This is a genomic window from Pseudomonas sp. Fl5BN2 (assembly GCF_009908205.1).
In the GTDB taxonomy this organism is placed as follows: Bacteria; Pseudomonadota; Gammaproteobacteria; order Pseudomonadales; family Pseudomonadaceae; genus Aquipseudomonas.
The window spans coordinates 348,526-371,373 of sequence record NZ_JAAARL010000002.1 but is presented as its reverse complement, the minus strand read 5'-3'; the positions used below and the strand labels follow the sequence as shown (position 1 = coordinate 371,373).

The 22,848-nt window shown below is 59.8% G+C and carries 23 protein-coding genes; all 23 read left to right on the top strand.

Annotated features, from left to right (window positions below; all coding sequences use genetic code 11):
* Positions 1–4 precede the first annotated feature (4 nt).
* The 23 genes from pseB to GV819_RS03965 all read left to right on the top strand — a co-directional run bounded on the left by pseB (position 5) and on the right by GV819_RS03965 (position 22,846).
* On the top strand, positions 5–1,006 hold the full coding sequence (pseB, locus tag GV819_RS04075; protein ID WP_161753739.1) for a UDP-N-acetylglucosamine 4,6-dehydratase (inverting): 1,002 nt from the start codon (positions 5–7) through the stop codon (positions 1,004–1,006).
* Positions 1,003–2,166 (top strand): UDP-4-amino-4,6-dideoxy-N-acetyl-beta-L-altrosamine transaminase, encoded by a 1,164-nt coding sequence (pseC, locus tag GV819_RS04070; RefSeq protein ID WP_161753737.1) that lies wholly within the window; start codon positions 1,003–1,005, stop codon positions 2,164–2,166. The genes pseB and pseC overlap by 4 nt, the downstream gene beginning before the upstream one ends.
* A gap of 5 nt (positions 2,167–2,171) precedes the next feature.
* Positions 2,172–2,879, top strand: a complete 708-nt coding sequence (gene pseF, locus GV819_RS04065) for a pseudaminic acid cytidylyltransferase (protein ID WP_161753735.1) — start codon at positions 2,172–2,174, stop codon at positions 2,877–2,879.
* A complete protein-coding gene (gene pseG / locus GV819_RS04060) occupies positions 2,876–4,381 on the top strand; it encodes a UDP-2,4-diacetamido-2,4,6-trideoxy-beta-L-altropyranose hydrolase (protein ID WP_161753733.1) in 1,506 nt (501 codons plus the stop codon). Before pseF ends, pseG begins: the two co-directional genes overlap by 4 nt.
* Complete coding sequence (pseI, locus tag GV819_RS04055) at positions 4,374–5,426, top strand: pseudaminic acid synthase (protein ID WP_161753731.1); 1,053 nt, start codon at positions 4,374–4,376, stop codon at positions 5,424–5,426. Before pseG ends, pseI begins: the two co-directional genes overlap by 8 nt.
* A 231-nt stretch (positions 5,427–5,657) precedes the next feature.
* Positions 5,658–6,584, top strand: a complete 927-nt coding sequence (locus tag GV819_RS04050; protein ID WP_161753729.1) for a ketoacyl-ACP synthase III — start codon at positions 5,658–5,660, stop codon at positions 6,582–6,584.
* An 82-nt stretch (positions 6,585–6,666) separates the two neighbouring features.
* Complete coding sequence (locus GV819_RS04045; RefSeq protein WP_161753727.1) at positions 6,667–7,956, top strand: motility associated factor glycosyltransferase family protein; 1,290 nt, start codon at positions 6,667–6,669, stop codon at positions 7,954–7,956.
* Positions 7,953–8,222: a hypothetical protein gene (locus GV819_RS04040; RefSeq protein ID WP_161753725.1), complete on the top strand. Its 270-nt coding sequence runs from the start codon at positions 7,953–7,955 to the stop codon at positions 8,220–8,222. Before GV819_RS04045 ends, GV819_RS04040 begins: the two co-directional genes overlap by 4 nt.
* A gap of 242 nt (positions 8,223–8,464) precedes the next feature.
* A complete protein-coding gene (locus GV819_RS04035; RefSeq protein ID WP_161753723.1) occupies positions 8,465–9,316 on the top strand; it encodes a flagellin domain-containing protein in 852 nt (283 codons plus the stop codon).
* A 73-nt stretch (positions 9,317–9,389) separates the two neighbouring features.
* On the top strand, positions 9,390–9,761 hold the full coding sequence (locus GV819_RS04030) for a flagellar protein FlaG (protein WP_161753721.1): 372 nt from the start codon (positions 9,390–9,392) through the stop codon (positions 9,759–9,761).
* A gap of 82 nt (positions 9,762–9,843) precedes the next feature.
* A complete protein-coding gene (gene fliD / locus GV819_RS04025; protein ID WP_161753719.1) occupies positions 9,844–11,310 on the top strand; it encodes a flagellar filament capping protein FliD in 1,467 nt (488 codons plus the stop codon).
* Between the two features lie 128 nt (positions 11,311–11,438).
* Entirely contained in the window at positions 11,439–11,834 is a 396-nt protein-coding gene (fliS, locus tag GV819_RS04020; RefSeq protein ID WP_161753716.1) for a flagellar export chaperone FliS, read from the top strand.
* Positions 11,835–11,845: 11 nt separating this feature from the next.
* Complete coding sequence (locus tag GV819_RS04015) at positions 11,846–12,142, top strand: flagellar protein FliT (RefSeq protein WP_161753714.1); 297 nt, start codon at positions 11,846–11,848, stop codon at positions 12,140–12,142.
* 171 nt (positions 12,143–12,313) lie between these two features.
* Positions 12,314–13,789 carry a sigma-54 dependent transcriptional regulator gene (locus tag GV819_RS04010; RefSeq protein ID WP_161753712.1) on the top strand — a complete coding sequence of 492 codons (1,476 nt, stop codon included), beginning with the start codon at positions 12,314–12,316 and terminating at the stop codon, positions 13,787–13,789.
* A gap of 128 nt (positions 13,790–13,917) precedes the next feature.
* The gene (locus tag GV819_RS04005) at positions 13,918–15,111 is read left to right on the top strand and encodes a sensor histidine kinase (RefSeq protein ID WP_178124769.1); all 1,194 of its coding nucleotides are present in this window, start codon (positions 13,918–13,920) and stop codon (positions 15,109–15,111) included.
* 5 nt (positions 15,112–15,116) lie between these two features.
* Positions 15,117–16,523: a sigma-54-dependent response regulator transcription factor FleR gene (gene fleR / locus GV819_RS04000; protein WP_161753709.1), complete on the top strand. Its 1,407-nt coding sequence runs from the start codon at positions 15,117–15,119 to the stop codon at positions 16,521–16,523.
* Between the two features lie 129 nt (positions 16,524–16,652).
* On the top strand, positions 16,653–16,979 hold the full coding sequence (gene fliE / locus GV819_RS03995) for a flagellar hook-basal body complex protein FliE (protein ID WP_161753707.1): 327 nt from the start codon (positions 16,653–16,655) through the stop codon (positions 16,977–16,979).
* A gap of 15 nt (positions 16,980–16,994) precedes the next feature.
* Positions 16,995–18,782, top strand: coding sequence for a flagellar basal-body MS-ring/collar protein FliF (gene fliF / locus GV819_RS03990; RefSeq protein ID WP_161753705.1), 1,788 nt, complete (start codon positions 16,995–16,997; stop codon positions 18,780–18,782).
* Complete coding sequence (fliG, locus tag GV819_RS03985; protein ID WP_011059975.1) at positions 18,775–19,794, top strand: flagellar motor switch protein FliG; 1,020 nt, start codon at positions 18,775–18,777, stop codon at positions 19,792–19,794. The genes fliF and fliG overlap by 8 nt, the downstream gene beginning before the upstream one ends.
* Before the next feature lie 9 nt (positions 19,795–19,803).
* Complete coding sequence (fliH, locus tag GV819_RS03980; protein ID WP_161753703.1) at positions 19,804–20,649, top strand: flagellar assembly protein FliH; 846 nt, start codon at positions 19,804–19,806, stop codon at positions 20,647–20,649.
* Positions 20,639–21,997: a flagellar protein export ATPase FliI gene (gene fliI / locus GV819_RS03975; protein WP_161753701.1), complete on the top strand. Its 1,359-nt coding sequence runs from the start codon at positions 20,639–20,641 to the stop codon at positions 21,995–21,997. Before fliH ends, fliI begins: the two co-directional genes overlap by 11 nt.
* Positions 21,998–22,003: 6 nt before the next feature.
* Positions 22,004–22,453: a flagellar export protein FliJ gene (fliJ, locus tag GV819_RS03970; protein ID WP_161753699.1), complete on the top strand. Its 450-nt coding sequence runs from the start codon at positions 22,004–22,006 to the stop codon at positions 22,451–22,453.
* Positions 22,454–22,540: 87 nt separating this feature from the next.
* Positions 22,541–22,846, top strand: a complete 306-nt coding sequence (locus GV819_RS03965) for an STAS domain-containing protein (protein ID WP_161753697.1) — start codon at positions 22,541–22,543, stop codon at positions 22,844–22,846.
* The last annotated feature ends 2 nt before the right edge of the window (positions 22,847–22,848 follow it).

Genomic DNA, 22,848 nt, shown 5'->3' with positions numbered 1-22,848 from the left:
AGTCATGTTCAACGGCAAGTCGATTTTCATTTCCGGTGGCACCGGTTCCTTTGGCCGCAGCTTCATTCGACGCCTGCTGGAACAGTACCAACCCAAGCGGGTCGTGGTGTTTTCCCGCGACGAGCTCAAGCAATACGAAATGCAGCAGACCTTCAATGCGCCCTGCATGCGTTACTTCCTTGGTGATGTTCGCGATGCCGAGCGCTTGCGCCAGGCCATGCGCGGCATCGACTACGTGGTGCATGCCGCGGCCCTGAAGCAGGTGCCGGCGGCTGAATACAACCCCACGGAATGCATTCGCACCAACGTCAACGGTGCTGAAAACATCATTGCTGCGGCCATCGACAACGGGGTGCAAAAAGTTGTCGCCTTGTCCACCGACAAGGCTGCAAGCCCGATCAATCTGTATGGCGCGACCAAGTTGCTGTCGGACAAGTTGTTCGTGGCGGCGAACAACATCGCCGGTGAGCAGGCCTCCCGGTTTGCCGTGGTGCGCTACGGCAATGTTGCAGGTTCCCGAGGTTCGGTGGTGCCGTTCTTCAGCCAGCTGATCGCTCAAGGGGCACAGGAACTGCCGATTACCGATGAGCGCATGACGCGCTTCTGGATCACCCTGGATCATGGGGTGCAATTTGTTCTGGACAGCTTTGCGCGGATGCACGGCGGAGAGATTTTCGTGCCGAAGATTCCGTCGATCCGCATTGTCGACCTGGCCTTGGGCATGGCCGCGCACTTACCGCATAAGCAGGTGGGCATTCGTCCGGGCGAGAAGCTCCATGAATTGATGGTGCCTCTGGATGATGCGCGCATGACCTTGGAGTTCGACGATCACTACACGATCCAGCCCTCGATTCGCTTTACCAGCGTGAACGTCGATTTTGCTGTGGACGGGACGGGTGAGAAGGGTGTTTCGGTGGCCGAGGATTTCGAGTATCGCTCCGATACCAATCCAGACTTTCTGTCGGTGGGGCAGCTCGTTGAGCTGCATACCGGGATAGCGCGATGATTCCTTATGGGCGACAAAGCCTTGACCAGGCGGATATCGATGCCGTACTGGGGGTTTTGCAGTCCGACTGGTTGACCCAGGGGCCGGCGATCGAGGCTTTCGAGCAGGCAATGGCAGCCGCTTGCGAGGCGGACCATGGCGTGGCGGTATGCAACGCCACCGCAGCCTTGCATATTGCCTGTCTGGCAGCGGGCTTGGGGCCTGGCGATCGCTTATGGACCACGCCCAATACGTTCCTGGCGTCGGCCAACTGTGGTCGCTACTGTGGCGCTGATGTGGATTTTGTCGACATCGACCCGCGGACCTGGAATCTCGATGTCGAGGTTCTGGCCCTCAAGCTGCAAGCGGCCGAAGCAAGCGGGACGTTGCCTAAGGTAGTGATTGCGGTGGCTTTCTCAGGGCAGAGCTGTGATATGCGACGTCTGGCGGAGCTGGCCGAGCGCTATGCCTTCACCCTGATCGAGGATGCCTCCCACGCGGTGGGGGCTGCCTATGCCGGGCGTCCGGTCGGCTGTGGCGAGTTCGCGGCGATGACGGTGTTCAGCTTTCACCCGGTGAAAATCATCACCAGTGCCGAAGGCGGGATGGTCATGACCAATCGCCCGGAACTGGCCGAGCATTTGCGTCGCCTGCGCAGCCACGGCATGACCCGCGACCCGGCGCAGATGGTGGGCGACAGCCATGGTCCCTGGTACTACCAGCAGGTCGAATTGGGCTTCAACTACCGCATGACCGACCTTCAGGCGGCGCTTGGACGCTCACAGCTGAACAAGCTGCAAGGCTTTGTGCAGCGCCGGCGTTATCTGGTGGCCCGCTATCAGCGGCTGTTGCAGGACCTGCCGTTGACCTTGCCCCAGGCGCAGCCTGATGCGCAGTCGGCCTGGCACCTGTATGTCGTGCGTTTGCAACTCCAGCGCATCAAGCACTCGCACCGTGAAGTTTTCGAGGGGCTGCGCAAGGCGGGTATCGGGGTCAACCTGCATTACATTCCGGTGCACCTGCAACCCTACTATCGGGAGCTGGGTTTCGCTGAGGGTGATTTTCCCGAGGCTGAAGACTATTACGCACAGGCCATCAGCTTGCCGATGTATCCCGAACTGAGTGAGACGCAGCAGGATTACGTTGTCCAGCAATTGCAGCACTGGATTCAGGGGCGGTAGCGGCCATGAGTGCGATCGCGATTATCCCCGCCCGTGGTGGCAGCAAGCGGATCCCAGGCAAGAACCTCAAACCCTTCGATGGCGTGCCCATGCTTGCCCGTTCCATCGATAAGGCGCTGAGCTCCGGGCTGTTCCAGCGGGTGGTGGTGAGTACCGACGACCCCGGGATTTCTGAGCTGGCGGTTGCCTGTGGCGCAGAAGTGCCCTTTGTCCGGCCACAGGCCCTGGCGGATGATTTCGCCGGCACCGCGGCGGTCATTGAGCATGCCTTGCAAGCTTTGCAGGGGCAGGGGCAGCCATTCGAATATGCCTGTTGCATCTACGCCACTGCGCCCTTGTTGCAGCTGCGTTTTCTGCGCCAGGGGCTGGAGTTGCTCGAGCAGCGCCCGGACAAGTCGTTCGCCTTTTCGGTGTGCAGTTTCGGGTTTCCCGTGCAGCGGGCGCTGACGCTCGACGAGCAGGGGGCCCTGGGCGCTCTGTATCCCGAGTTTCGTCATGTTCGCTCGCAGGATTTGCCCGTGGCCTATCAGGATGCGGCGCAATTCTATTGGGGCCGAAGCCGGGCCTGGCTGGATGGCGAGGCCTTGTTTTCGTCTGGCAGCCTGCCGGTGATCCTGCCGCGTCACCTGGTGCAGGATATCGACACCGAAGAGGATTGGCGCCGGGCTGAATACCTGTACGCCGCGCTCAAGGCCGGAGGGGAGCTGGAGTGAGGGTGCTGATCCGGGCCGACGCTTCGCCGACTATCGGCAGTGGTCACGTGGCTCGTTGTCTGAGCCTGGCTCAGGTGCTGCGCCGACAAGGTGCCGATGTCGCATTTGCCTGTCGACGCTTGCCCGGCCATCGTCTGGCGGCCCTGCACGACGATGGTTTTCAGACCTTTGAGCTGCCTGAGCGCTACGCCGCTGAGCGCCCGCAGTTGGGCATTGAGGCGCCCTTGCCCTGGCAGGCAGATATCGCCGCGCTGCGGGAGGCCCTGGTTGATCAACCGACCTTCGATTGGGTGCTGGTGGATCATTACGGCCTTGACCATCAGTGGCAGAGCGCTGCACGCCAGTTTGCGCCACGGATCGCCGCGATCGATGATCTGGCCAACCGCCGGCACGCGGTGGAGTTGTTGCTGGACCAGAACTTCAGCGGTTCGGCCGAGGCGTATGCCGGGTTGTATGGCCCCGGTTGTCGAACCTTGTTCGGGCCGCGCTTTGCCCTGCTGCGTGAAGAGTTTCGTCGCCCGCCGATCCTGATTCGGCCACTGGCGCAGCGCCTGCTGGTGAATTTCGGTGGTTTCGATGCCGCCGGCCAGACCCACAAGGCCATGTTGGCGTTGGCTGACCTGGGTGAGTTGCAGGTGGATTTTGTCGCCGGCAGTGGCAATCCGCACTGGCAGGCCATGCAGGTGCTGGCCGCAGACCGGCCGAACTGGCACTTGCACAGCTACGTGAGCGATTTCGCCGGGCTGCTGGCGCAAGCCGATCTGTGCCTGGGTGCCGGCGGCGGTACCAGTTGGGAGCGAGCGGTACTGGGCGTGCCCACCCTGTGCATTACCGTGGCCGGCAATCAGGAGGCCAATGCCCGGTTGCTGGCCGAAGCAGGAGCTCACGTGTACCTGGGGCCCTGTGAGCGGGTGGACGTCGAACAGATGCGCCACGCCTTGCAACTCCTGCTGGGCAACCCGGGGTTGCGCCACAGCCTGGCCGCCCGGGGCCGCGAACTGGTCGATGGTCTGGGCGCGCAGCGGGTGGCGGCAGCGTTGTTCACCGCGGCACTGTGCCTGCGTCCGGCAACCCTTGACGATGCCCAGCTGCTGTTCGAGGGGCGCAATGGCGATTCGGTCAGGCGTTGGTCCCAGCAGTCTGGGGTAATCGATTGGTCGAGCCATGTGCAGTGGCTTAAGGCCTGTTTGCATGACCCGCAGCGCTTGTTGCTGATCGCTGAGTTGCCTGATGGTCCACTGGGAATGCTGCGCTATGACCGGGAACAAGGGGACGTCCAAGTGTCGATCTACCTGTTTGCCGGACGTTTCGGGTTTGGCTGGGGGCAAGCCCTGCTGGAGCAGGGCGAGGCTTGCCTGCTGCGCCACTGGCCTGATACACAGCGCTTGCGGGCCCAGGTCATGGCAGAGAATCAGGTTTCGCTGACATTGTTTCGCCGGGCCGGCTATCACCAGGGCACCTGCGAATTCACCCGAGTATTGAAGGAACATCTGGATGACTAGCTTCAAGATCGGTTCGCGCCATGTCGGCGCCGGCCATGCGCCGTTGATCATCGCCGAGATGAGCGGCAACCATAATCAGTCGCTGGATGTGGCCCTGCAGATTGTCGAGGCCGCAGCCAGGGCCGGTGCCCATGCTCTGAAGTTGCAGACCTACACCGCCGACACCATGACCCTGGACCTGGATCAAGGGGAGTTTTTCATCAAGGATCCGGACAGCCTCTGGGCCGGTTCATCGCTGTACGACCTGTACCAGCGTGCCCATACGCCCTGGGAGTGGCACGAGCCGATCTTCGCCCGGGCGCGAGAACTGGGCATGCTGGCGTTTTCCACGCCGTTTGATGAAAGCGCGGTGGATTTTCTTGAAAGCCTGGATGTTCCTGCCTACAAGATCGCCAGCTTTGAAAACACCGACCTGCCGCTGATTCGCCGAGTAGCCGCTACCGGCAAGCCGCTGATCATCTCCACCGGCATGGCCAGCATTGCCGAGTTGGACGAAAGTGTCCGTGCTGCCCGGGAAGCGGGTTGCCGTGACCTGGTGCTGCTCAAGTGCACCAGTACTTACCCGGCGTCGCCAGAGAACAGCAATCTGTTGACCATTCCCCATCTGCGGGAACTGTTCGGCTGTGAAGTGGGGTTGTCCGATCACAGCATGGGCGTCGGGGTGTCCGTGGCGGCGGTGGCGCTGGGTGCTACGGTGGTCGAGAAACACTTCACCCTGGATCGCGCCGCTGGCGGGGTCGACGCCAGCTTCTCCCTGGAGCCTGCGGAACTGGCCAGCCTGGTGCTGGAAACCGAGCGCGCCTGGCAGGCCATGGGGCAGGTACGCTATGGCGCCACCCAGGCTGAAAGCAAGTCTCTGGTTTACCGTCGGTCGCTATATGTCACTCGGGACATGCAGGCTGGAGAGCTGTTCAGTGCGGACAATGTGCGGGCAATCCGCCCTGGGCTGGGGCTGGCCCCCAAACACTACGATACGCTGCTTGGCCGTCGTGCGCGTCAGCCGCTCAAGCGTGGCACTGCGCTGGACTGGGCATTGGTCGAATAGGCCTTTGTGTGGCGGATTCGGCAAAATAGCGTGACCTGTGAGTCATAACGCGCATCTTCACTGTATTGTGTTGCCCGGGAAGATGGCGCCAGCCCTGCGTGACAGGTCCAGTGATAGCCCTTGGTTCTTCCCGATACCGCGGTGTTTGGCAGGTATATCTGTATTTTTTTCGGCAGCCCCTGCTCAGTGACTGAGCGGGGGTATTGAGCTGTTTATTATTGGGAAGCCGTAATGATTGGCATAAAAAGCATTGCGAGCTACGTGCCTGTAGCCGGCGTGGACAATTACGCACAAGGTGCAAAATTCGCCAAGGATGAAGAGTTCATCCTGGGCAAAATCGGTTCGGCTTTCCTGCCGCGCAAAGACGCTGGGCAGGAGACTTCCGATCTGTGTGTCGAAGCGGTCAATGCTTTGTTCGCCAGTAACCCTGAGCTCAAGCGCGAAGCCATCGATGTGTTGATCGTGGTCACCCAGAACGGTGACGAAGAAGGCCTGCCTCATACCGCGGCGATCGTCCAGGACAAGCTGGGCCTGCCGACTACCGTAGCGGCGTTCGATATTTCCCTGGGTTGCTCCGGTTACGTCTACGGCATCTACGCTATCAAGGGCTTCATGGAGGCCACTGGGCTGAAGAATGGCCTGTTGGTCACCGCCGATCCTTATTCGAAGATCGTTGATCCGGAAGACCGCAACACCACCATGCTGTTTGGTGACGCCGCAACCGCCACCTGGTTGGGGGAGGGGGCCACCTGGCAGTTGGGCAAGGCCAAGTTCGGTACTGATGGTTCCGGTGCTCCGCATCTGAAGGTCACCGATGGCGTGTTCTTCATGAATGGCCGCCAGGTGTTCAATTTCGCCCTGCTCAAGGTTCCGGCCCACCTGCACGAGTTGCTGGATGAGTCAGGCTTGCAGTCTGATGACATCGATGCCTTCTGCATTCACCAGGGCAGCGCGGCTATCGTCGACGCCGTGGCCCGGCGTTTCGAGGGGAACCCGGACAAGTTCATCAAGGATATGGTGGAAACCGGTAATACCGTGTCGTCGAGCATTCCGCTGCTGCTGGAAAAACACATGTTCGACTCCAGCTGGAAGCGCGTGGCCTTGAGCGGTTTTGGCGTCGGGTTGTCCTGGGGATCGGCGATCATCTATCGCGCCTGAGCCTCTGCTTGCGGCGGTAAACATAGCGCTCAAGGTGTAATCTTGAGCGCTATTTTTTTGCACGAGTGATAAGCGAGGCAATATGAGCGACAGCTTTGAACGCAACGCCCGGGTGATGAGGGAGCGCTGGCCGGTGCTGCTGGAGCGGGTGCTGGCTGAAGACGATGCCTCGTTGCAGGCTGAACTGGTGGAAGGGCTGGGCTCGACCCTGAGCATTGGCGGTATCCAGCTGACCAGTCGCCATGACCGCACTCGTGAAGCCCACAGACAGGCGGCCAGTTTGCCTGAGGCGCCGGTTCTGCACCTGTATGGCTCTGGCCTGGGGGATCTGCAGATGGCGTTGCTGGCACGCCCGGAGCTTACGCGGCTGTATGTGCACATCCTCAATGGCGCCGTGTTCAAGCTGTCGCTGCAGTTGCTTGAGCAGCAGGGCTGGTTGGCTGATCCGCGGGTCGAGTTGTTGTATGCCGGAGATCTGCGAGAGATTCAATTGCCGTTCTTTGCCCTGCCGGCCGAGTTGGTACTGGCGGATGACTACAGTGCGAAGATCCGTGACCGGCTGATCAGCGAAATCCATTTATCGTTCAACAATCGCCGGTTCACGGCCGACGCGGCTGATATTGCCGCGCGTCTGGTTGCCGTCGAGTCCTGGGTCCAGGCGGACCTGGATGTCGCCGAGTTGTTTGGCACGGATCCCGGGCGCGAGGTCTTCGTCATCGCTACCGGGCCGAGTCTGGAACCGCACTTCGAAGCCTTGCGATCCTTGGCCGAGCAGCCGCAGCGACCGCTGTTTATCTGCGTGGATACGGCTTATCAGCCGCTGCGCAGGCACGGTATCCAGCCGGACCTGGTGGTGAGCATCGATCAGCGTATTTCCTCCCGGCATTTGCCGTCTCAGGGCAGTGAGGGCACCACCCTGGTCTATATGCCGTTGGCCGACCCGCAGGTGCTTGAGGGCTGGCAGGGGCCGCGTTACGTCGCCTATTCGACCAGCCCGCTCTTCGAACAGATGCGTCTGCGGGTGCCGCGGGCTCAATTGCACTCGGGTGGCAGTGTGATTCACCCGGCAGTGGACCTGGCGGTGAAGATGGGCGCTCGGCGAGTGACCCTGTTCGGTGCGGACTTCGCGTTTCCGATGAATCGCACTCACGCCGGCTGGCAGGACGGTGATCTGGGGCCACAGCTCAATGCCGCCAAGCATTGGGTACTGGACGGTCACGGGCAGCGAGTCAAGACCCAGCTCAATTTCCGTAGCTATCTGTGTGAGCTGGAGCGTTACATCGAGGGCCAGCCCGAGGTTGCATTTTTCAATACCAGTCGCAGCGGCGCGATGATTGCCGGTACGACCTTCCATGGGGATTTTGTCCGATGAGTCGACATGAGCCTTTGTTTGACAATGCCCGGGACGTTGCCGACCTGTTCCGTCTGGGGCGGGATGTCGAGGCGGCTGTGGCGATGATCGAGCTGTTCGACCCGGTACAAGGGCTGGTTGATGGTGCGCCGTCGTCGGCGCAGCAGGATTGGGCCGCGCTACTGGGATTGATGCTCAAGTGCCAGGAGGCGCAGGACTGGCTGGGTCTGGCCGATTATCTCGAGTATGAGTTGGTGGACTGGTTGCAGGTAGCATTCGCGGATTAGAGGGGGTGCCCCGGTGTGGGCTAACTCGGTTTTGGTTGGGAATTTTCTGGCGTCATTTTTTCGTTTGGTGATGGGTTTAAGCCCTTGTTTCTCAAGAGGTGGCCGGGTGATGGCAAATATTTTTGAAAAAGCCCTAAAGCAACTTGCATTGCCGACGATAACTATTACGAAGGTTCTCTAGGCCATTACCCGGCGGTTGCCAGGGCCGGAAGCCGCAGTACCCAACCAACGAGGAATTCGTCATGGCTTTAACAGTAAACACTAACGTCACGTCGCTGAACGTTCAGAAAAACCTGAACCGCGCTTCCGACGCTCTGTCGACTTCGATGACTCGCCTGTCTTCCGGCCTGAAAATCAACAGTGCAAAAGACGACGCCGCCGGCCTGCAGATCGCTACCCGTATGACCTCGCAGATCCGTGGCCAGACCATGGCGATCAAAAACGCCAACGACGGTATCTCCATCGCCCAGACCGCTGAAGGCGCGATGCAAGAATCCACCAACATTCTGCAGCGTATGCGTGAACTGGCTGTTCAGTCGCGAAACGACTCCAACGGTACTCAAGACCGCGTTGCTCTGAACAAAGAATTCGGTCAGATGTCGGACGAGCTGACTCGTATCGCCAAGTCGACCAACCTGAACGGCAAGAACCTGATCGACGGTACTGCTGGCACCATGACCTTCCAGGTCGGTTCCAACACTGGTGCTACCAACCAGATCACCATCACTCTGGCCAGCGGCTTCGACGCTGCAACCCTGAGCGTTGACTCTGCTGCCATCGCTATCACCGGTACCGACAGCGCCACTGCAGAAGCCAGCACCAAGGCTGCAATGGACGCCATCGACAAGGCTCTGCAGACCATCAACTCCAGCCGTGCTGACCTCGGTGCTGCACAAAACCGTCTGACCAGCACCATCTCCAACCTGCAGAACATCAACGAAAACGCCAGTGCTGCACTGGGTCGCGTACAAGATACCGACTTCGCGTCTGAAACTGCCCAGCTGACCAAGCAGCAGACTCTGCAACAGGCTTCGACCGCAGTTCTGGCCCAGGCCAACCAACTGCCATCCGCTGTACTGAAGCTGCTTCAGTAATAGCCGGCTAAGCTTTGGCGGGGGAGTGCGCTGGTCGTGCTCTCCCGCTTTTTTACTTTAAGAGGTGATGGACATGGATATGAGCGTGAAGCTGAACTTGTCTTATCCTGCGGCCAAGCCGGTGACGCCTGTTGCTGACAAGCCTGTGGAGAAGCCTCGAGAGGACGTTCCTGCTGTTTCGGCAAGCGCCAAGCAGGACGGTAAAAAAGATGCGCAGGCCGAGCAGGAAAAGTTGAAGATGGCCGTGCAGGAAATCGAGAAGTTCGTCCAGTCGGTCAAGCGTAACCTGGAGTTCTCGATTGACGAGCCCTCCGGGCAGGTCGTGGTCAAGGTTATTGCCAGTGATTCGGGTGAGGTGGTTCGTCAGATCCCCAACGAAGAAGTGCTGAAATTGGCCAACAGCTTGAATGACGCTAGCAGCTTGCTGTTCAGCGCCAAGGTCTGACAGCTGGCATGAAAATTGTTGCTCTGTACTTTTGGGCGCTGTAGTGGTCAAAAGACTGGCGGCACATTGAAGGGAGAGACATATGGCAAGTCCAATTCTACCGGGTACCGGTCTGGGTTCCGGCCTCGACACTGGTGCTATCGTCAAGGCGTTGGTAGCGGCTGACAAATCGGCCAAGCAAGGTCAGATCGACCGTGCAACTACCACCAACAGTGCCAGCATCTCCGGTATCGGAACCTTGCAGTCGTTGTTGTCGACCTTCCAGAGCACCCTGTCGGTCACGGGGTTGGGAAGTTCTATCAATCCTTCCTTTGCCGGCTTTGCGGCTACCTCCAGCGACAGCAAGTTTGTGGATGCCACGGCAGACAACTATGCGGTTGCCGGCAAGTACTCCGTTACCGTCACGAATATTGCAACTTCGTCAAAAGTGGCCAGTGCGGCTTTTGCCGGAGGAAATACCAGTGCCATTCCGAGTGGTACACTGAACATCACTCAAAATGGCACTAGCTATCCGTTGACCATCGGTGCGAATGCGACGTTACAGTCGGTGCGTGACTCGATCAACGCCGATTCCAAGATGAACATGTCAGGGATCAGCGCCAACATCGTGACTGACTCCTTCGGTTCGCGACTGGTGATCGGTTCCAGCAAGACTGGTGCAGGCACTGACTTTTCTGTCAGTGGTATCGCTGGGTTGGAGATCGATGGCAGCAAGGTCATGCCTAAAGGCACTGCTCAGGATCCCACCACGGCTACCTCGTCCGGTTCCGTCGGTGGCTTGGCCGTTGATGCGGTCTTCAGTATCGATGGTATGCAGTTGACCAGCAAAACCAATGCCGTCACTCAGGCGGTTTCCGGTCTGAAGCTCAACCTGGTCGCTCCGACCGCCGCTAACACTCCTATCACGGTGACGGTTGCTACCAACACTGAAGGCCTGAAAACCTCGATCCAGAAATTTGTCGATGCCTACAACGCCGTGGCCAACGGTATTACTACCCTGACCAAGCCTTCTCTGGATGACAGCGGCAAACCGACAATTCCAGCGCAGTTGACCGGTGATTCACTGCCTCGCTCAATTCTGGCGGCTATTCGTGCACCACTATCGGAAACCGGGGCGGGTGACAAGCTGACCGTGCTGGCGCAGCTGGGTATTACCACCAACCAGAAGACTGGTGCGCTGGACTTTGATGACAAAAAGTTCACTGTCGCCATGACGGATAAAAAGCTGGGTGGTGAGGTGCAAAAACTGTTCAGTGGCGATGGCACCAACCTGGGATTGCTGGATCGCATGACCAATGCCATCAAGCCTTTCACTCAGGGCGTAGGCACCATGACCGAGGGGATTTTGACCACTCGGACCAAGACCCTGGATATGACCAAGAAAAAACTCAGCGATCAGCAGGATGCCCTTGATCGTCGAGTGGCGACTCTGACCGCGGTGCTGACCAAAAAGTACAACGACATGGATACCCTGGTAGGCAAGCTGAAGGCTACCTCCAGCAACATCACGTCGATGTTCCAGGCCTTGACCGCACAGCAAAAAGGCTGATATTCACTCAGCGCCAAAAGCCCGGCAGCGTTTTCCAGCGCTCCGGGCTTTTGTATGTGACCTAAAGTTTTTTGACGTTGCGTCGATATATTGCTTATACGAACCCTTGAGTTTTGAAGAGGTATCACATGAATCCGATGTTAGCCCTTCGGCAGTACCAGAAGATCGGTGCGCAGGCGCAGACCTCCGAAGCCAGTCCTCATCGTCTGGTACAAATGCTGATGGAAGGCGGCCTGGATCGTATCGCTCAGGCCAAGGGCGCGATGGAGCGCAAGGATATTGCCAACAAAGGCGTGTTCATCGGCAAGGCCATTGGCATTATCGGTGGCTTGCGTGAGGGCCTGGACCTGGAAAACTCCCCGGAAACCCTGGGTGACCTGGACGGTCTCTACACCTACATGATGAAGCGTCTGACCGAAGCCAATATCAAGACCGATCCGAAGATCCTCGATGAAGTCACTGATCTGCTGCGCACGGTCAAAGAGGGCTGGGACGCTATTGCAGCTCCAGGTCCGCAGTTTTAAGGAGAAACACCATGAGTGCTGTCCTGCAACGCATTGAAGAAACTCGCGAGGCCCTGGTTGGTGCTTTGGCCGAGCGCAATTGGCAAGCCATTGGTGAGTTGGACCTGGCCTGCCGTTCATGCATGGAGGACGTGCTCAGTGAAGCTCAGGTCGACGAAGTCGCCTTGCGGGACAATCTGGAGGAGTTGTTGGGGGTTTACCGGCAACTGCTTGAGGTGGCAACGGGTGAGCGCCAGGCAATAGTCGACGAGATGTCGCAGATCCAGCAAGCACAGAACGCGGCAAAGGTTTACCATTTGTTCGGTTGATGTTGAGTTAATCCGAACGTTGCGCGCCATAAATTTGACTGTGCACGCATTTTTGACTTAACTAGTGGCTGTTTTCAGATTTCAGGCGTCTATAAGGCAGAAAATGCCGACAAGCGCGTCTAGCTTGCCCCTCATTCTGGGCATTGAGTTGACTAGGGAAGTTGCTATTGCATGTGGCGTGAAACCAAAATTCTGCTGATCGATGACGATAGCGTGCGCCGCCGCGACCTGGCGGTGATTTTAAATTTTCTCGGCGAGGAAAATTTCCCCTGCGGCAGCCATGACTGGCAGCAGGCCGTCGGCTCTTTGTCGTCAAGTCGCGAAGTAATTTGCGTCCTCATCGGGACTGTAAATGCTCCTGGTGCACTTCTGGGCTTGCTAAAGACACTCTCAACCTGGGATGAGTTCCTTCCGGTTTTGTTAATGGGCGAAAATTCTTCCGTTGAACTGCCTGAAGACCAGCGCCGGAGAGTGCTTTCTACCCTGGAAATGCCCCCCAGCTACAGCAAGTTGCTCGACTCCCTGCATAGGGCTCAGGTCTATCGTGAAATGTACGATCAGGCCCGCGAGCGCGGTCGGCATCGCGAACCCAATCTGTTCCGCAGTCTGGTGGGTACCAGTCGCGCGATCCAGCATGTGCGGCAGATGATGCAGCAGGTGGCGGATACCGACGCCAGCGTGCTGATCCTTGGTGAGTCGGGTACTGGCAAGGAAGTGGTTGCGCGTAATCTGCACTATCACTCCAAGCGCCGTGACGCGCCTTTCGTTCCCGTCAATTGCGGAGCTATTCCGGCTGAATTGCTGGAGAGCGAGCTGTTCGGTCATGAAAAGGGGGCGTTCACCGGGGCTATCACTAGCCGTGCCGGACGCTTCGAGTTGGCCAACGGCGGAACCCTGTTTCTCGACGAAATCGGCGATATGCCGCTGCCGATGCAGGTCAAGCTGCTGCGCGTACTGCAGGAGCGCACCTTCGAGCGGGTGGGCAGCAACAAGACCCAGGGTGTTGATGTGCGAATCATCGCCGCCACCCACAAGAACCTTGAAAGCATGATCGAAGTGGGCAGTTTCCGTGAGGATCTGTACTACCGCCTCAACGTGTTCCCGATCGAGATGGCGCCGTTGCGTGAGCGAGTGGAAGACATTCCGCTGCTGATGAACGAGCTGATTTCACGCATGGAGCACGAGAAGCGCGGATCGATCCGTTTCAATTCTGCCGCGATCATGTCCCTGTGCCGGCATGGCTGGCCGGGCAACGTCCGCGAACTGGCCAACCTGGTGGAGCGCATGGCGATCATGCATCCGTACGGGGTGATCGGTGTGGTCGAGCTGCCGAAGAAGTTCCGCTATGTCGATGACGAAGATGAGCAGTTGGTGGACAGTCTGCGCAGCGATCTGGAAGAGCGGGTGGCAATCAACGGCCATGCGCCGGACTTTGCCGCCACTGCCATGCTGCCGCCGGAAGGCCTGGACCTGAAGGACTACCTTGGCAGTCTGGAGCAGGGTTTGATCCAGCAGGCGCTGGATGATGCCAATGGCATCGTGGCACGAGCCGCCGAGCGGCTGCGCATCCGTCGCACCACCCTGGTGGAGAAGATGCGTAAGTACGGCATGAGCCGCCGTGAGGGTGATGAACAGGCAGATGATTGACGCCTGTTTTTCAAGTCGTTGAAATCTGGTTGGTTTTTTTTAGGCACGGGTATTGCTACGTCTCTTGCAACGTTCCGTTTAACTGACGGTCAGCCAAGCGAGAGAGCACGATGCCCCAAGCCGCCCAGATGTCTCCTGTCCCTGATGCTCAGGGGCAATCGTCGTCCGTAGAGCAGGCAAGCCGGCTGGGCCTTGAGCAGGCCTTTGCCTTGTTCAACCAGATGTCGAGCCAACTTACTGACTCCTACAGCATGCTTGAAGCCCGGGTTACCGAACTCAAGGGTGAATTGGCGGTGGTCAGTGCCCAGCGCATGCAAGAGCTGGCGGAGAAGGAGCGTCTGGCCAACCGGCTGCAGAACCTTCTCGATCTGCTGCCGGGCGGGGTGATCGTCATTGATGGTCAGGGCATTGTCAGCGAAGCTAACCCGGCTGCATGCGAGCTGTTGGGGTTGCCGTTGGCCGGAGAGCTATGGCGCAACATCATTGCCCGCAGTTTTGCTCCGCGTGAAGACGACGGTCATGAAATCTCCCTGCGCGACGGTCGACGCCTGTCGATCTCTACTCGCTCGCTGGATGCTGAGCCGGGGCAGTTGGTGCTGCTCAATGACCTGACTGAAACCCGTCATCTGCAAGATCAATTGGCCCGTCATGAGCGGTTGTCTTCCTTGGGCAAGATGGTTGCTTCCCTGGCTCACCAGATTCGCACTCCGTTGTCGGCAGCCTTGCTGTATGCCAGTCATCTGACTGAGCAGGAGCTGCCGGTGGCCACTCACCAACGTTTTGCCGGGCGGCTCAAGGAGCGTCTGCATGAGCTTGAGCATCAGGTCCGCGACATGCTGGTATTCGCTCGTGGTGAGTTGCCCCTGACCGATCGCCTGACTCCCAGGGCGCTGTTGCAGTCGTTGCAGGCCGCGGCCCTGACTCATGTCCAGGACGTTGCCGTGCGCTGGCAGTGCGACAGTCATCATGGCGAGTTGCTGTGCAATCGCGACACGCTGGTGGGGGCCTTGCTCAATCTGATCGAGAACGCCGTTCAGGCCAGTGCTGGCGCGGCGCGTCTCAAGGTGCACCTGTATAGCCGGGGCGATACCCTGCGGCTGTGCGTCAGCGACAGTGGCAGCGGTATCGATGCTGCGGTGCTGGAACGTCTGGGGGAGCCATTTTTTACTACCAAGGCTAATGGAACTGGGCTCGGCCTGACGGTGGTCAAGGCAGTGGCACGTGCCCATCAGGGAGAATTGTCGCTGCGTTCGCGTCCTGGGCGCGGTACTTGTGCGCTGGTGACCTTGCCCCTGTTCTCCAGTGCTCATGGAGTGGAGTGAAGGTAATGGCAATCAAGGTTTTACTGGTTGAAGACGATCGCGCGCTGCGCGAGGCCCTCGCAGACACTCTGCTGTTGGCCGGTCATGACTACAAAGCGGTCGGCAGTGCGGAAGACGCGCTGGAGGCAGTGGCGGCCGAGTCGTTCAGCCTGGTGGTCAGCGACGTCAATATGCCGGGCATGGATGGTCATCAGTTGCTGGGCCTGCTGCGCACGCGCCAGCCACAGTTGCCAGTATTGCTGATGACCGCTCACGGTGCCGTCGAGCGCGCAGTGGATGCCATGCGCCAGGGTGCTGCCGATTACCTGGTCAAACCCTTCGAGCCTCGAGCCTTGCTCGACTTGGTGGCACGCCATGCCTTGGGGTCTCTGGGGGCTGGCGAGGATGAAGGGCCGGTGGCTTTTGAGCCGGCCAGTGCGCAGTTGCTGGAGCTGGCGGCGCGGGTGGCTCGCAGTGATTCCACGGTGTTGATTTCCGGCGAGTCAGGTACTGGCAAGGAAGTCCTGGCGCGTTATATCCACCAGCATTCCCATCGGGCTCATCAGCCCTTCATCGCCATCAACTGTGCGGCGATTCCCGACAACATGCTCGAGGCCACCTTGTTCGGGCACGAGAAGGGTTCTTTTACGGGGGCTATTGCCGCCCAGCCCGGCAAGTTCGAGCAGGCCGACGGCGGCACCATTTTGTTGGACGAGATTTCTGAAATGCCTCTCGGCCTGCAGGCCAAGCTGCTGCGGGTCTTGCAGGAGCGCGAGGTCGAGCGGGTGGGCGCACGCAAGCCGATTAGCCTGGACATTCGGGTGGTGGCCACGACCAACCGTGATCTGGCAGGAGAAGTCGCGGCGGGGCGTTTTCGCGAGGACTTGTATTACCGTCTGTCGGTATTTCCTCTGGCCTGGCGTCCGCTGCGCGAGCGCACCGCCGATATCCTGCCGCTGGCCGAGCGCTTGCTGGCCAAACACGTCAATAAAATGAAGCATGCCGCCGCCAGGCTGTCGGCTGAGGCTCAGGCTTGTCTGTTGGCGTATCCCTGGCCGGGTAACGTGCGTGAGTTGGACAATGCGTTGCAGCGAGCATTGATCCTGCAACAGGGCGGCTTGATTCAGCCGGAAGACTTCTGTCTCGCCGGGCCGCTGGCCTGTGCGCCGCTGCCAGCGCTAGCTCCCGCCAATCAGCCGGCACTTCGCGGTGCGCTAGGCGATATCGAGGGCGGACCCCGGGAATCGGGGGGGTTGGGCGACGATCTGCGACGTCGAGAGTTCCAGATGATCATCGATACCTTGCGTTCCGAGCGCGGGCGCCGCAAGGAGGCAGCGGAGCGCCTGGGGATCAGCCCGAGGACCCTGCGCTACAAACTGGCACAGATGCGTGATGCCGGAATGGACGTCGAGGCCTATCTGTTTGCTACTTGAGGAATGATCTCGGAAGCCCGGAACGGGCTTTTGTCGGGTTGGGCCATGGAGCTGGCACCGTTGTTGCTAACACCTCACTAACCGCACGGTGAGTGTCAAAAAATTGCGGGTCGTCAGAGAGAGTAGACCATGAGCCAAGGTGTTGAATTTAATCGGTTGATGCTGGATATGCGGGCCATGCAAATGGACGCCATGTCGCAGCCTAAAACCGCCGCAGTGGCAGAAGTCAGCGGCAGCAGCTTCGCTGACATGCTTGGCCAGGCCGTGAACAAGGTTAGCGATACTCAGCAGGCGTCCAATCAGCTGTCCAGTGCCTTCGAGATTGGCAAGAGCGGTGTCGACCTGACGGACGTGATGATTTCCTCGCAAAAGGCCAGCGTGTCTTTTCAAGCCTTGACCCAGGTGCGCAACAAGCTGGTTCAAGCGTATCAAGACATCATGCAGATGCCGGTTTAAGGACGAGATTGAGTCATGGCAGAAGCAGTCGCCGATAACGTACCGGCCAAGGCCACCCCGATAGACGGTAAACCGCCGCTATTCGGTTTGTCCTTCCTGGAAAACCTGTCCCAGATGACCATGCTGCGTCAGGTCGGCCTGTTGGTGGGGCTGGCCGCCAGCGTGGCGATTGGCTTTGCCGTGGTGCTGTGGTCCCAGCAGCCCGACTACCGGCCGCTGTACGGCAGCCTGGCCGGGATGGATGCCAAGCAGGTCATGGAAACTCTGGCCGCTGCCGACATTCCTTACACCGTCGAGCCCAACTCCGGTGCCTTGCTGGTCAAGGCCGATGATGTGTCCCGTGCCCGCCTGAAGCTGGCGGCCGCCGGTGTAGCGCCGGGTGACGGCAACGTCGGTTTCGAGATTCTTGATAAAGAACAAGGCCTGGGCACCAGCCAGTTCATGGAGGCGACCCGTTACCGTCGCGGCCTGGAAGGCGAACTGGCACGGACTATTTCCAGCCTGAACAACGTCAAGGGTGCCCGGGTGCACCTGGCAATTCCGAAAAGCTCGGTGTTCGTCCGTGACGAACGCAAGCCCAGCGCTTCGGTGCTGGTGGAACTGTACTCCGGTCGCTCCCTGGAACCGGGGCAGGTCATGGCTATCATCAATCTGGTGGCTACCAGCGTTCCTGAGCTGAGCAAGTCCCAGGTGACCGTAGTCGACCAGAAAGGCAACTTGCTTTCCGATCAGGCAGAGAACTCTGCCTTGACCATGGCCGGCAAGCAGTTCGACTACAGCCGTCGCCTGGAAGGCATGCTGACCCAGCGGGTGCACAATATCCTGCAGCCGGTGCTGGGCAACGACCGCTACAAGGCTGAAGTCTCGGCAGATGTCGATTTCAGTGCGGTGGAGTCCACCTCTGAGCAGTTCAACCCTGATCAGCCTGCCTTACGTAGCGAGCAGTCGGTCAACGAACAGCGCTCCAGCAGCAACGGCCCGCAAGGCGTGCCGGGTGCTCTGAGCAACCAGCCGCCGTCGCCGGCGTCCGCGCCGCAAACCACGGGTGGTGCTACTGCCGCCGCCGGCATGGTGCAACCGGGGCAGCCACTGCTGGATGCCAACGGTCAACAGATCATGGATCCGGCCACCGGTCAGCCGATGTTGGCGCCATACCCGGCGGACAAGCGTCAGCAATCCACCAAGAACTTCGAGCTTGATCGCTCCATCAGCCATACCCGGCAGCAACAGGGGCGTGTGAATCGCCTGTCGGTAGCCGTGGTGGTCGACGATCAGGTCAAGGTCAACCCGGCCAACGGCGAAACCAGTCGTGCTCCCTGGAGTGCCGACGAATTGGCGCGCTTCACCCGTCTGGTGCAGGACGCCGTGGGCTTTGATGCCAGCCGCGGCGACAGCGTCAGTGTGATCAACGTGCCATTCTCTGCCGAGCGTGGAGAAGTGGTCGCCGATATTCCGTTCTACTCGCAGCCTTGGTTCTGGGACATCGTCAAGCAGGTTCTCGGGGTGTTGTTTATCCTGGTGCTGGTATTCGGCGTGCTGCGTCCGGTGCTCAACAACATCACTGGCGGTGGCAAGGACAAGCAATTGGCCGGCCTGGGCAGTGATGTCGAGTTGGGTGGCATGGGTGGGCTGGATGGTGAGCTGTCCAACGATCGAGTCAGTCTCGGTGGCCCGCAAAGCATTCTGCTGCCAAGCCCGAGCGAGGGTTATGACGCTCAATTGAACGCAATCAAGAGTCTGGTGGCTGAAGACCCGGGTCGTGTGGCTCAGGTCGTGAAAGAGTGGATTAACGCAGATGAGTGATAACCGAGCCGCTACCGCCAAACTGACCCGGGTCGACAAAGCAGCGATCCTGCTGCTGTCCCTGGGGTCCACCGATGCCGCGCAAGTGCTGCGCCACATGGGGCCCAAAGAGGTCCAGCGTGTGGGTGTGGCCATGGCGCAGATGGGCAACGTGCACCGTGAGCAGGTCGAGCAGGTGATGAGTGAGTTCGTCGACATCGTCGGTGATCAGACCAGCCTCGGCGTCGGTTCTGACGACTATGTACGCAAAATGCTCACCCAGGCCCTGGGCGAAGACAAGGCCAACGGCCTGATTGACCGCATTCTCTTGGGTGGCAACACCAGCGGCCTGGACAGCCTTAAGTGGATGGAACCGCGGGCCGTGGCCGACGTGATCCGTTACGAGCACCCGCAGATCCAGGCTATCGTGGTGGCTTACCTCGACCCGGATCAAGCGGGCGAAGTGCTGGGTAACTTCGACCACAAGGCGCGCCTGGACATCATTCTGCGGGTTTCCTCGCTCAATACCGTGCAGCCGGCAGCCTTGAAAGAGCTGAACCAGATTCTCGAGAAGCAGTTCTCCGGCAACTCCAACGCTTCACGTACCACTCTGGGCGGCATCAAGCGCGCAGCCGACATCATGAACTTCCTCGACAGCTCGATCGAAGGCCAGTTGATGGATTCGATCCGCGAGGTCGACGAAGACCTGTCCGGTCAGATCGAAGACCTGATGTTCGTCTTCAACAACCTGGCCGATGTCGACGACCGCGGCATCCAGGCGTTGCTGCGCGAAGTGTCTTCCGATGTGCTGGTGCTGGCCCTCAAGGGTTCGGACGAAGGGGTCAAGGAAAAGATCTTCAAGAACATGTCCAAGCGTGCGGCAGAGCTGCTGCGCGACGACCTGGAAGCCAAGGGCCCGGTTCGCGTCAGCGACGTGGAGACCGCGCAGAAGGAAATCCTCACTATTGCCCGCCGTATGGCCGAAGCCGGAGAAATCGTTCTCGGCGGGAAGGGCGGCGAAGAAATGATCTAAGGTCGCTTTATGTCGTCCAGCAGTGATGAGTCCCAAAGCGAAGTGATTCGCGCTCGGGACGTCGAGGATTTTGACGTCTGGGCTCTGCCCAGTTTCGATCCCGAGCCGCCCGAGCCCGAGCCGGAACCTGAAGAGGTGCCGGAAGAAATCGAGGAAGTGCCGCTGGACGAAGTCCAGCCACTGACCCTTGAAGAGCTCGAGAGCATTCGCCAGGAAGCCTATAACGAAGGTTTCGCCACCGGTGAGAAGGAAGGCTTCCACAGCGCCACGCTCAAGGTCCGTCAGGAAGCCGAGGTTGCCCTGAGGGCCAAGCTGCAGACGCTTGAGTTGCTGATGAGCAACCTGTTCGAGCCTATCGCCGAGCAAGACACACAGATTGAAAAGTCTCTGGTGGAGTTGGTGAAGCACATCGCTCGCGAAGTGATCCAGCGTGAGCTGGCCATGGACTCTAGCCAGATCGAGCACGTCATGCGTGAAGCGCTCAAGCTGTTGCCCTTGGGCGTCGGCAATGTGCGTCTGTACGTCAATCCGCAGGATTTCGAGCAGGTCAAAAGCCTGCGTGACCGGCATGAGGAAAGCTGGCGTATCGTCGAGGACGAGGCGCTGCTGCCCGGTGGTTGCCGGGTCGAGACCGAGCACAGCCGGATTGATGCCAGTGTTGAAACCCGGATCACCCAGGCCATGGACCAACTGTTCGACCAGATGCACGAGCAGTCGCTGCACCCGGCCGCCACAGACTTGAGCCTGGACCTCGGCCCGCGGACGCCGATAGTGCCGGCGCCGGATGACGCCAGCACCAACGCCATCGAGGAGGCTGCAACGCACGCGCCTGTGGATCACTTCGATGCGCCTTGAACGCACCAGCTTCGGCAAGCGCCTCGGCGGTTACGCCGAAGCGATCAAGCTGCCGGGTCAGCCGATTCTTGAAGGGCGCTTGCTGCGCATGGTTGGCCTGACCCTGGAAGCCGAGGGCTTGCGTGCGGCCATGGGCACCCGTTGCCTGGTGATCAACGATGACAGTTATCACCCGGTCAAGGTTGAAGCGGAGGTCATGGGCTTCTCCGGCGGCAAGGTATTCCTGATGCCGGTGGGCAGCGTCGCCGGGATCGCTCCGGGTGCCCGTGTGGTACCTCTGGCCGACACCGGGCGCTTGCCCATGGGCATGAGCATGCTCGGGCGAGTGCTGGACGGCGCCGGACGGGCGCTGGATGGCAAGGGCGGCATGCGCGCCGAGGACTGGGTGCCGATGGACGGCCCCACCATCAACCCTCTCAAGCGTGACCCGATCAGCCAGCCGCTGGATGTGGGAATCCGCAGCATCAACGGTTTATTGACGGTGGGTCGCGGCCAGCGGTTGGGCCTGTTCGCCGGTACCGGCGTGGGTAAGAGTGTGCTCCTGGGCATGATGACCCGCTTCACCGAGGCCGACATCATCGTGGTCGGCCTTATCGGCGAGCGGGGTCGTGAGGTCAAGGAGTTCATCGAGCACATCCTGGGTGAAGAAGGCCTTAAGCGTTCGGTAGTGGTGGCTTCGCCAGCGGATGATGCGCCGCTGATGCGTTTGCGCGCGGCCATGTACTGCACGCGCATCGCTGAATATTTTCGCGACAAGGGCAAGAACGTCCTGTTGCTGATGGATTCTCTGACCCGTTTCGCCCAGGCCCAGCGGGAAATCGCCCTGGCCATCGGCGAGCCGCCGGCCACTAAGGGTTATCCGCCTTCAGTGTTCGCCAAGCTGCCCAAGCTGGTGGAGCGCGCCGGTAATGCCGAGGCTGGCGGTGGTTCGATCACGGCGTTCTATACCGTGCTCTCCGAGGGCGATGACCAGCAGGATCCGATTGCCGACTCTGCCCGAGGCGTGCTCGACGGACACATCGTACTGTCCCGGCGTCTGGCGGAAGAGGGGCACTACCCGGCGATCGACATCGAGGCCTCCATCAGTCGGGTCATGCCGGCGGTGATCAGCCCCGACAACATGGCTCGCGCCCAGTACTTCAAGCAGCTGTGGTCGCGTTATCAGCAAGCTCGCGACCTGATCAGCGTCGGTGCCTACGTGCCTGGGGGCGACCGCGATACCGACACCGCGATCTCCTTGCAGCCGGCGATGGTGGCCTACCTGCGTCAGGGGCTGAATGACAACGTCAGTCTTGGCCATAGCCAGACCCATCTGGAGATGCTCTTCGCTCCGGCAACGGGCGGGTAACGGGCAATGGCCGACAGCCGTGCGGCGCGTCTGGCGCCAGTGGTGGACATGGCTGAAAATGCCGAGCGCACTGCCGCCCAGCGCCTGGAGTACTTCCATGGTCAAGTGCGCGTGGCCGAGAGCAAGCTGGGCGACCTGGAGCGTTTTCGCGGCGACTACCAGGAGCAATGGGTCGAGCGCGGCAAGCTCGGCGTCAGCGGCCATTGGCTGATGAACTACCAGTACTTCCTCAGCCAGCTAGACACCGCGGTGGCCCAGCAGCGGCAAAGCCTGGCCTGGCACCAGAACAACCTCGATCGCGCGCGGGAGGCTTGGCAGCAGGCGTATGCGCGGGTGGGCGGATTGCGCAAGCTGGTGCAGCGTTATATCGATGAGGCTCGGGCGTTAGAAGATAAGCGCGAGCAGAAGCTGCTGGATGAGCTTTCCCAGCGTTTGCCCCGTCAAGATCCTTATTGACCCTGCTCATTTTTGTGCTGCAGGTTGTCCGCCTGGCGAGTGGGTGCTAAACCTTCTAGACGTCGTCTATGACAAGGAAGCAGTCTCATGTCGGTCGTTACAGAAATATCCCCTGATGGACAGAAACTCACGATCTCGATCAGGGGGCGTTTTGATTTCGGACGCCACCAGGAATTTCGTGAATCCTATGAGCGACTCAACAGGACGCCGGAGTCCATCGTGGTGGACCTCAAGGAGGCCACCTACCTCGACAGTTCGGCCCTGGGCATGTTGCTCTTGTTGCGTGACCACGCCGGAGGCGACAGTGCCGATGTGCGGGTGATCAACAGCAATTCGGATGTGCGCAAGATTCTCGCCATCTCCAATTTCGACAAGCTTTTCGACATCAGTTGAGT

What these genes read in the sequence shown, in the direction of transcription:
- pseB (WP_161753739.1), top strand. Translation starts at nt 5, where the DNA reads ATGTTCAACGGCAAGTCGATTTTCATTTCCGGTGGCACCGGTTCCTTT.
- GV819_RS04040 (WP_161753725.1), top strand. Translation starts at nt 7,953, where the DNA reads ATGAGTCGACATGAGCCTTTGTTTGACAATGCCCGGGACGTTGCCGAC.
- GV819_RS04045 (WP_161753727.1), top strand. Translation starts at nt 6,667, where the DNA reads ATGAGCGACAGCTTTGAACGCAACGCCCGGGTGATGAGGGAGCGCTGG.
- pseC (WP_161753737.1), top strand. Translation starts at nt 1,003, where the DNA reads ATGATTCCTTATGGGCGACAAAGCCTTGACCAGGCGGATATCGATGCC.
- GV819_RS03965 (WP_161753697.1), top strand. Translation starts at nt 22,541, where the DNA reads ATGTCGGTCGTTACAGAAATATCCCCTGATGGACAGAAACTCACGATC.
- GV819_RS04035 (WP_161753723.1), top strand. Translation starts at nt 8,465, where the DNA reads ATGGCTTTAACAGTAAACACTAACGTCACGTCGCTGAACGTTCAGAAA.
- fliD (WP_161753719.1), top strand. Translation starts at nt 9,844, where the DNA reads ATGGCAAGTCCAATTCTACCGGGTACCGGTCTGGGTTCCGGCCTCGAC.
- GV819_RS04050 (WP_161753729.1), top strand. Translation starts at nt 5,658, where the DNA reads ATGATTGGCATAAAAAGCATTGCGAGCTACGTGCCTGTAGCCGGCGTG.
- pseI (WP_161753731.1), top strand. Translation starts at nt 4,374, where the DNA reads ATGACTAGCTTCAAGATCGGTTCGCGCCATGTCGGCGCCGGCCATGCG.
- fliI (WP_161753701.1), top strand. Translation starts at nt 20,639, where the DNA reads ATGCGCCTTGAACGCACCAGCTTCGGCAAGCGCCTCGGCGGTTACGCC.
- fliJ (WP_161753699.1), top strand. Translation starts at nt 22,004, where the DNA reads ATGGCCGACAGCCGTGCGGCGCGTCTGGCGCCAGTGGTGGACATGGCT.
- fliH (WP_161753703.1), top strand. Translation starts at nt 19,804, where the DNA reads ATGTCGTCCAGCAGTGATGAGTCCCAAAGCGAAGTGATTCGCGCTCGG.
- GV819_RS04015 (WP_161753714.1), top strand. Translation starts at nt 11,846, where the DNA reads ATGAGTGCTGTCCTGCAACGCATTGAAGAAACTCGCGAGGCCCTGGTT.
- GV819_RS04005 (WP_178124769.1), top strand. Translation starts at nt 13,918, where the DNA reads ATGTCTCCTGTCCCTGATGCTCAGGGGCAATCGTCGTCCGTAGAGCAG.
- fliF (WP_161753705.1), top strand. Translation starts at nt 16,995, where the DNA reads ATGGCAGAAGCAGTCGCCGATAACGTACCGGCCAAGGCCACCCCGATA.
- fliE (WP_161753707.1), top strand. Translation starts at nt 16,653, where the DNA reads ATGAGCCAAGGTGTTGAATTTAATCGGTTGATGCTGGATATGCGGGCC.
- fliG (WP_011059975.1), top strand. Translation starts at nt 18,775, where the DNA reads ATGAGTGATAACCGAGCCGCTACCGCCAAACTGACCCGGGTCGACAAA.
- fleR (WP_161753709.1), top strand. Translation starts at nt 15,117, where the DNA reads ATGGCAATCAAGGTTTTACTGGTTGAAGACGATCGCGCGCTGCGCGAG.
- GV819_RS04030 (WP_161753721.1), top strand. Translation starts at nt 9,390, where the DNA reads ATGGATATGAGCGTGAAGCTGAACTTGTCTTATCCTGCGGCCAAGCCG.
- GV819_RS04010 (WP_161753712.1), top strand. Translation starts at nt 12,314, where the DNA reads ATGTGGCGTGAAACCAAAATTCTGCTGATCGATGACGATAGCGTGCGC.
- pseF (WP_161753735.1), top strand. Translation starts at nt 2,172, where the DNA reads ATGAGTGCGATCGCGATTATCCCCGCCCGTGGTGGCAGCAAGCGGATC.
- fliS (WP_161753716.1), top strand. Translation starts at nt 11,439, where the DNA reads ATGAATCCGATGTTAGCCCTTCGGCAGTACCAGAAGATCGGTGCGCAG.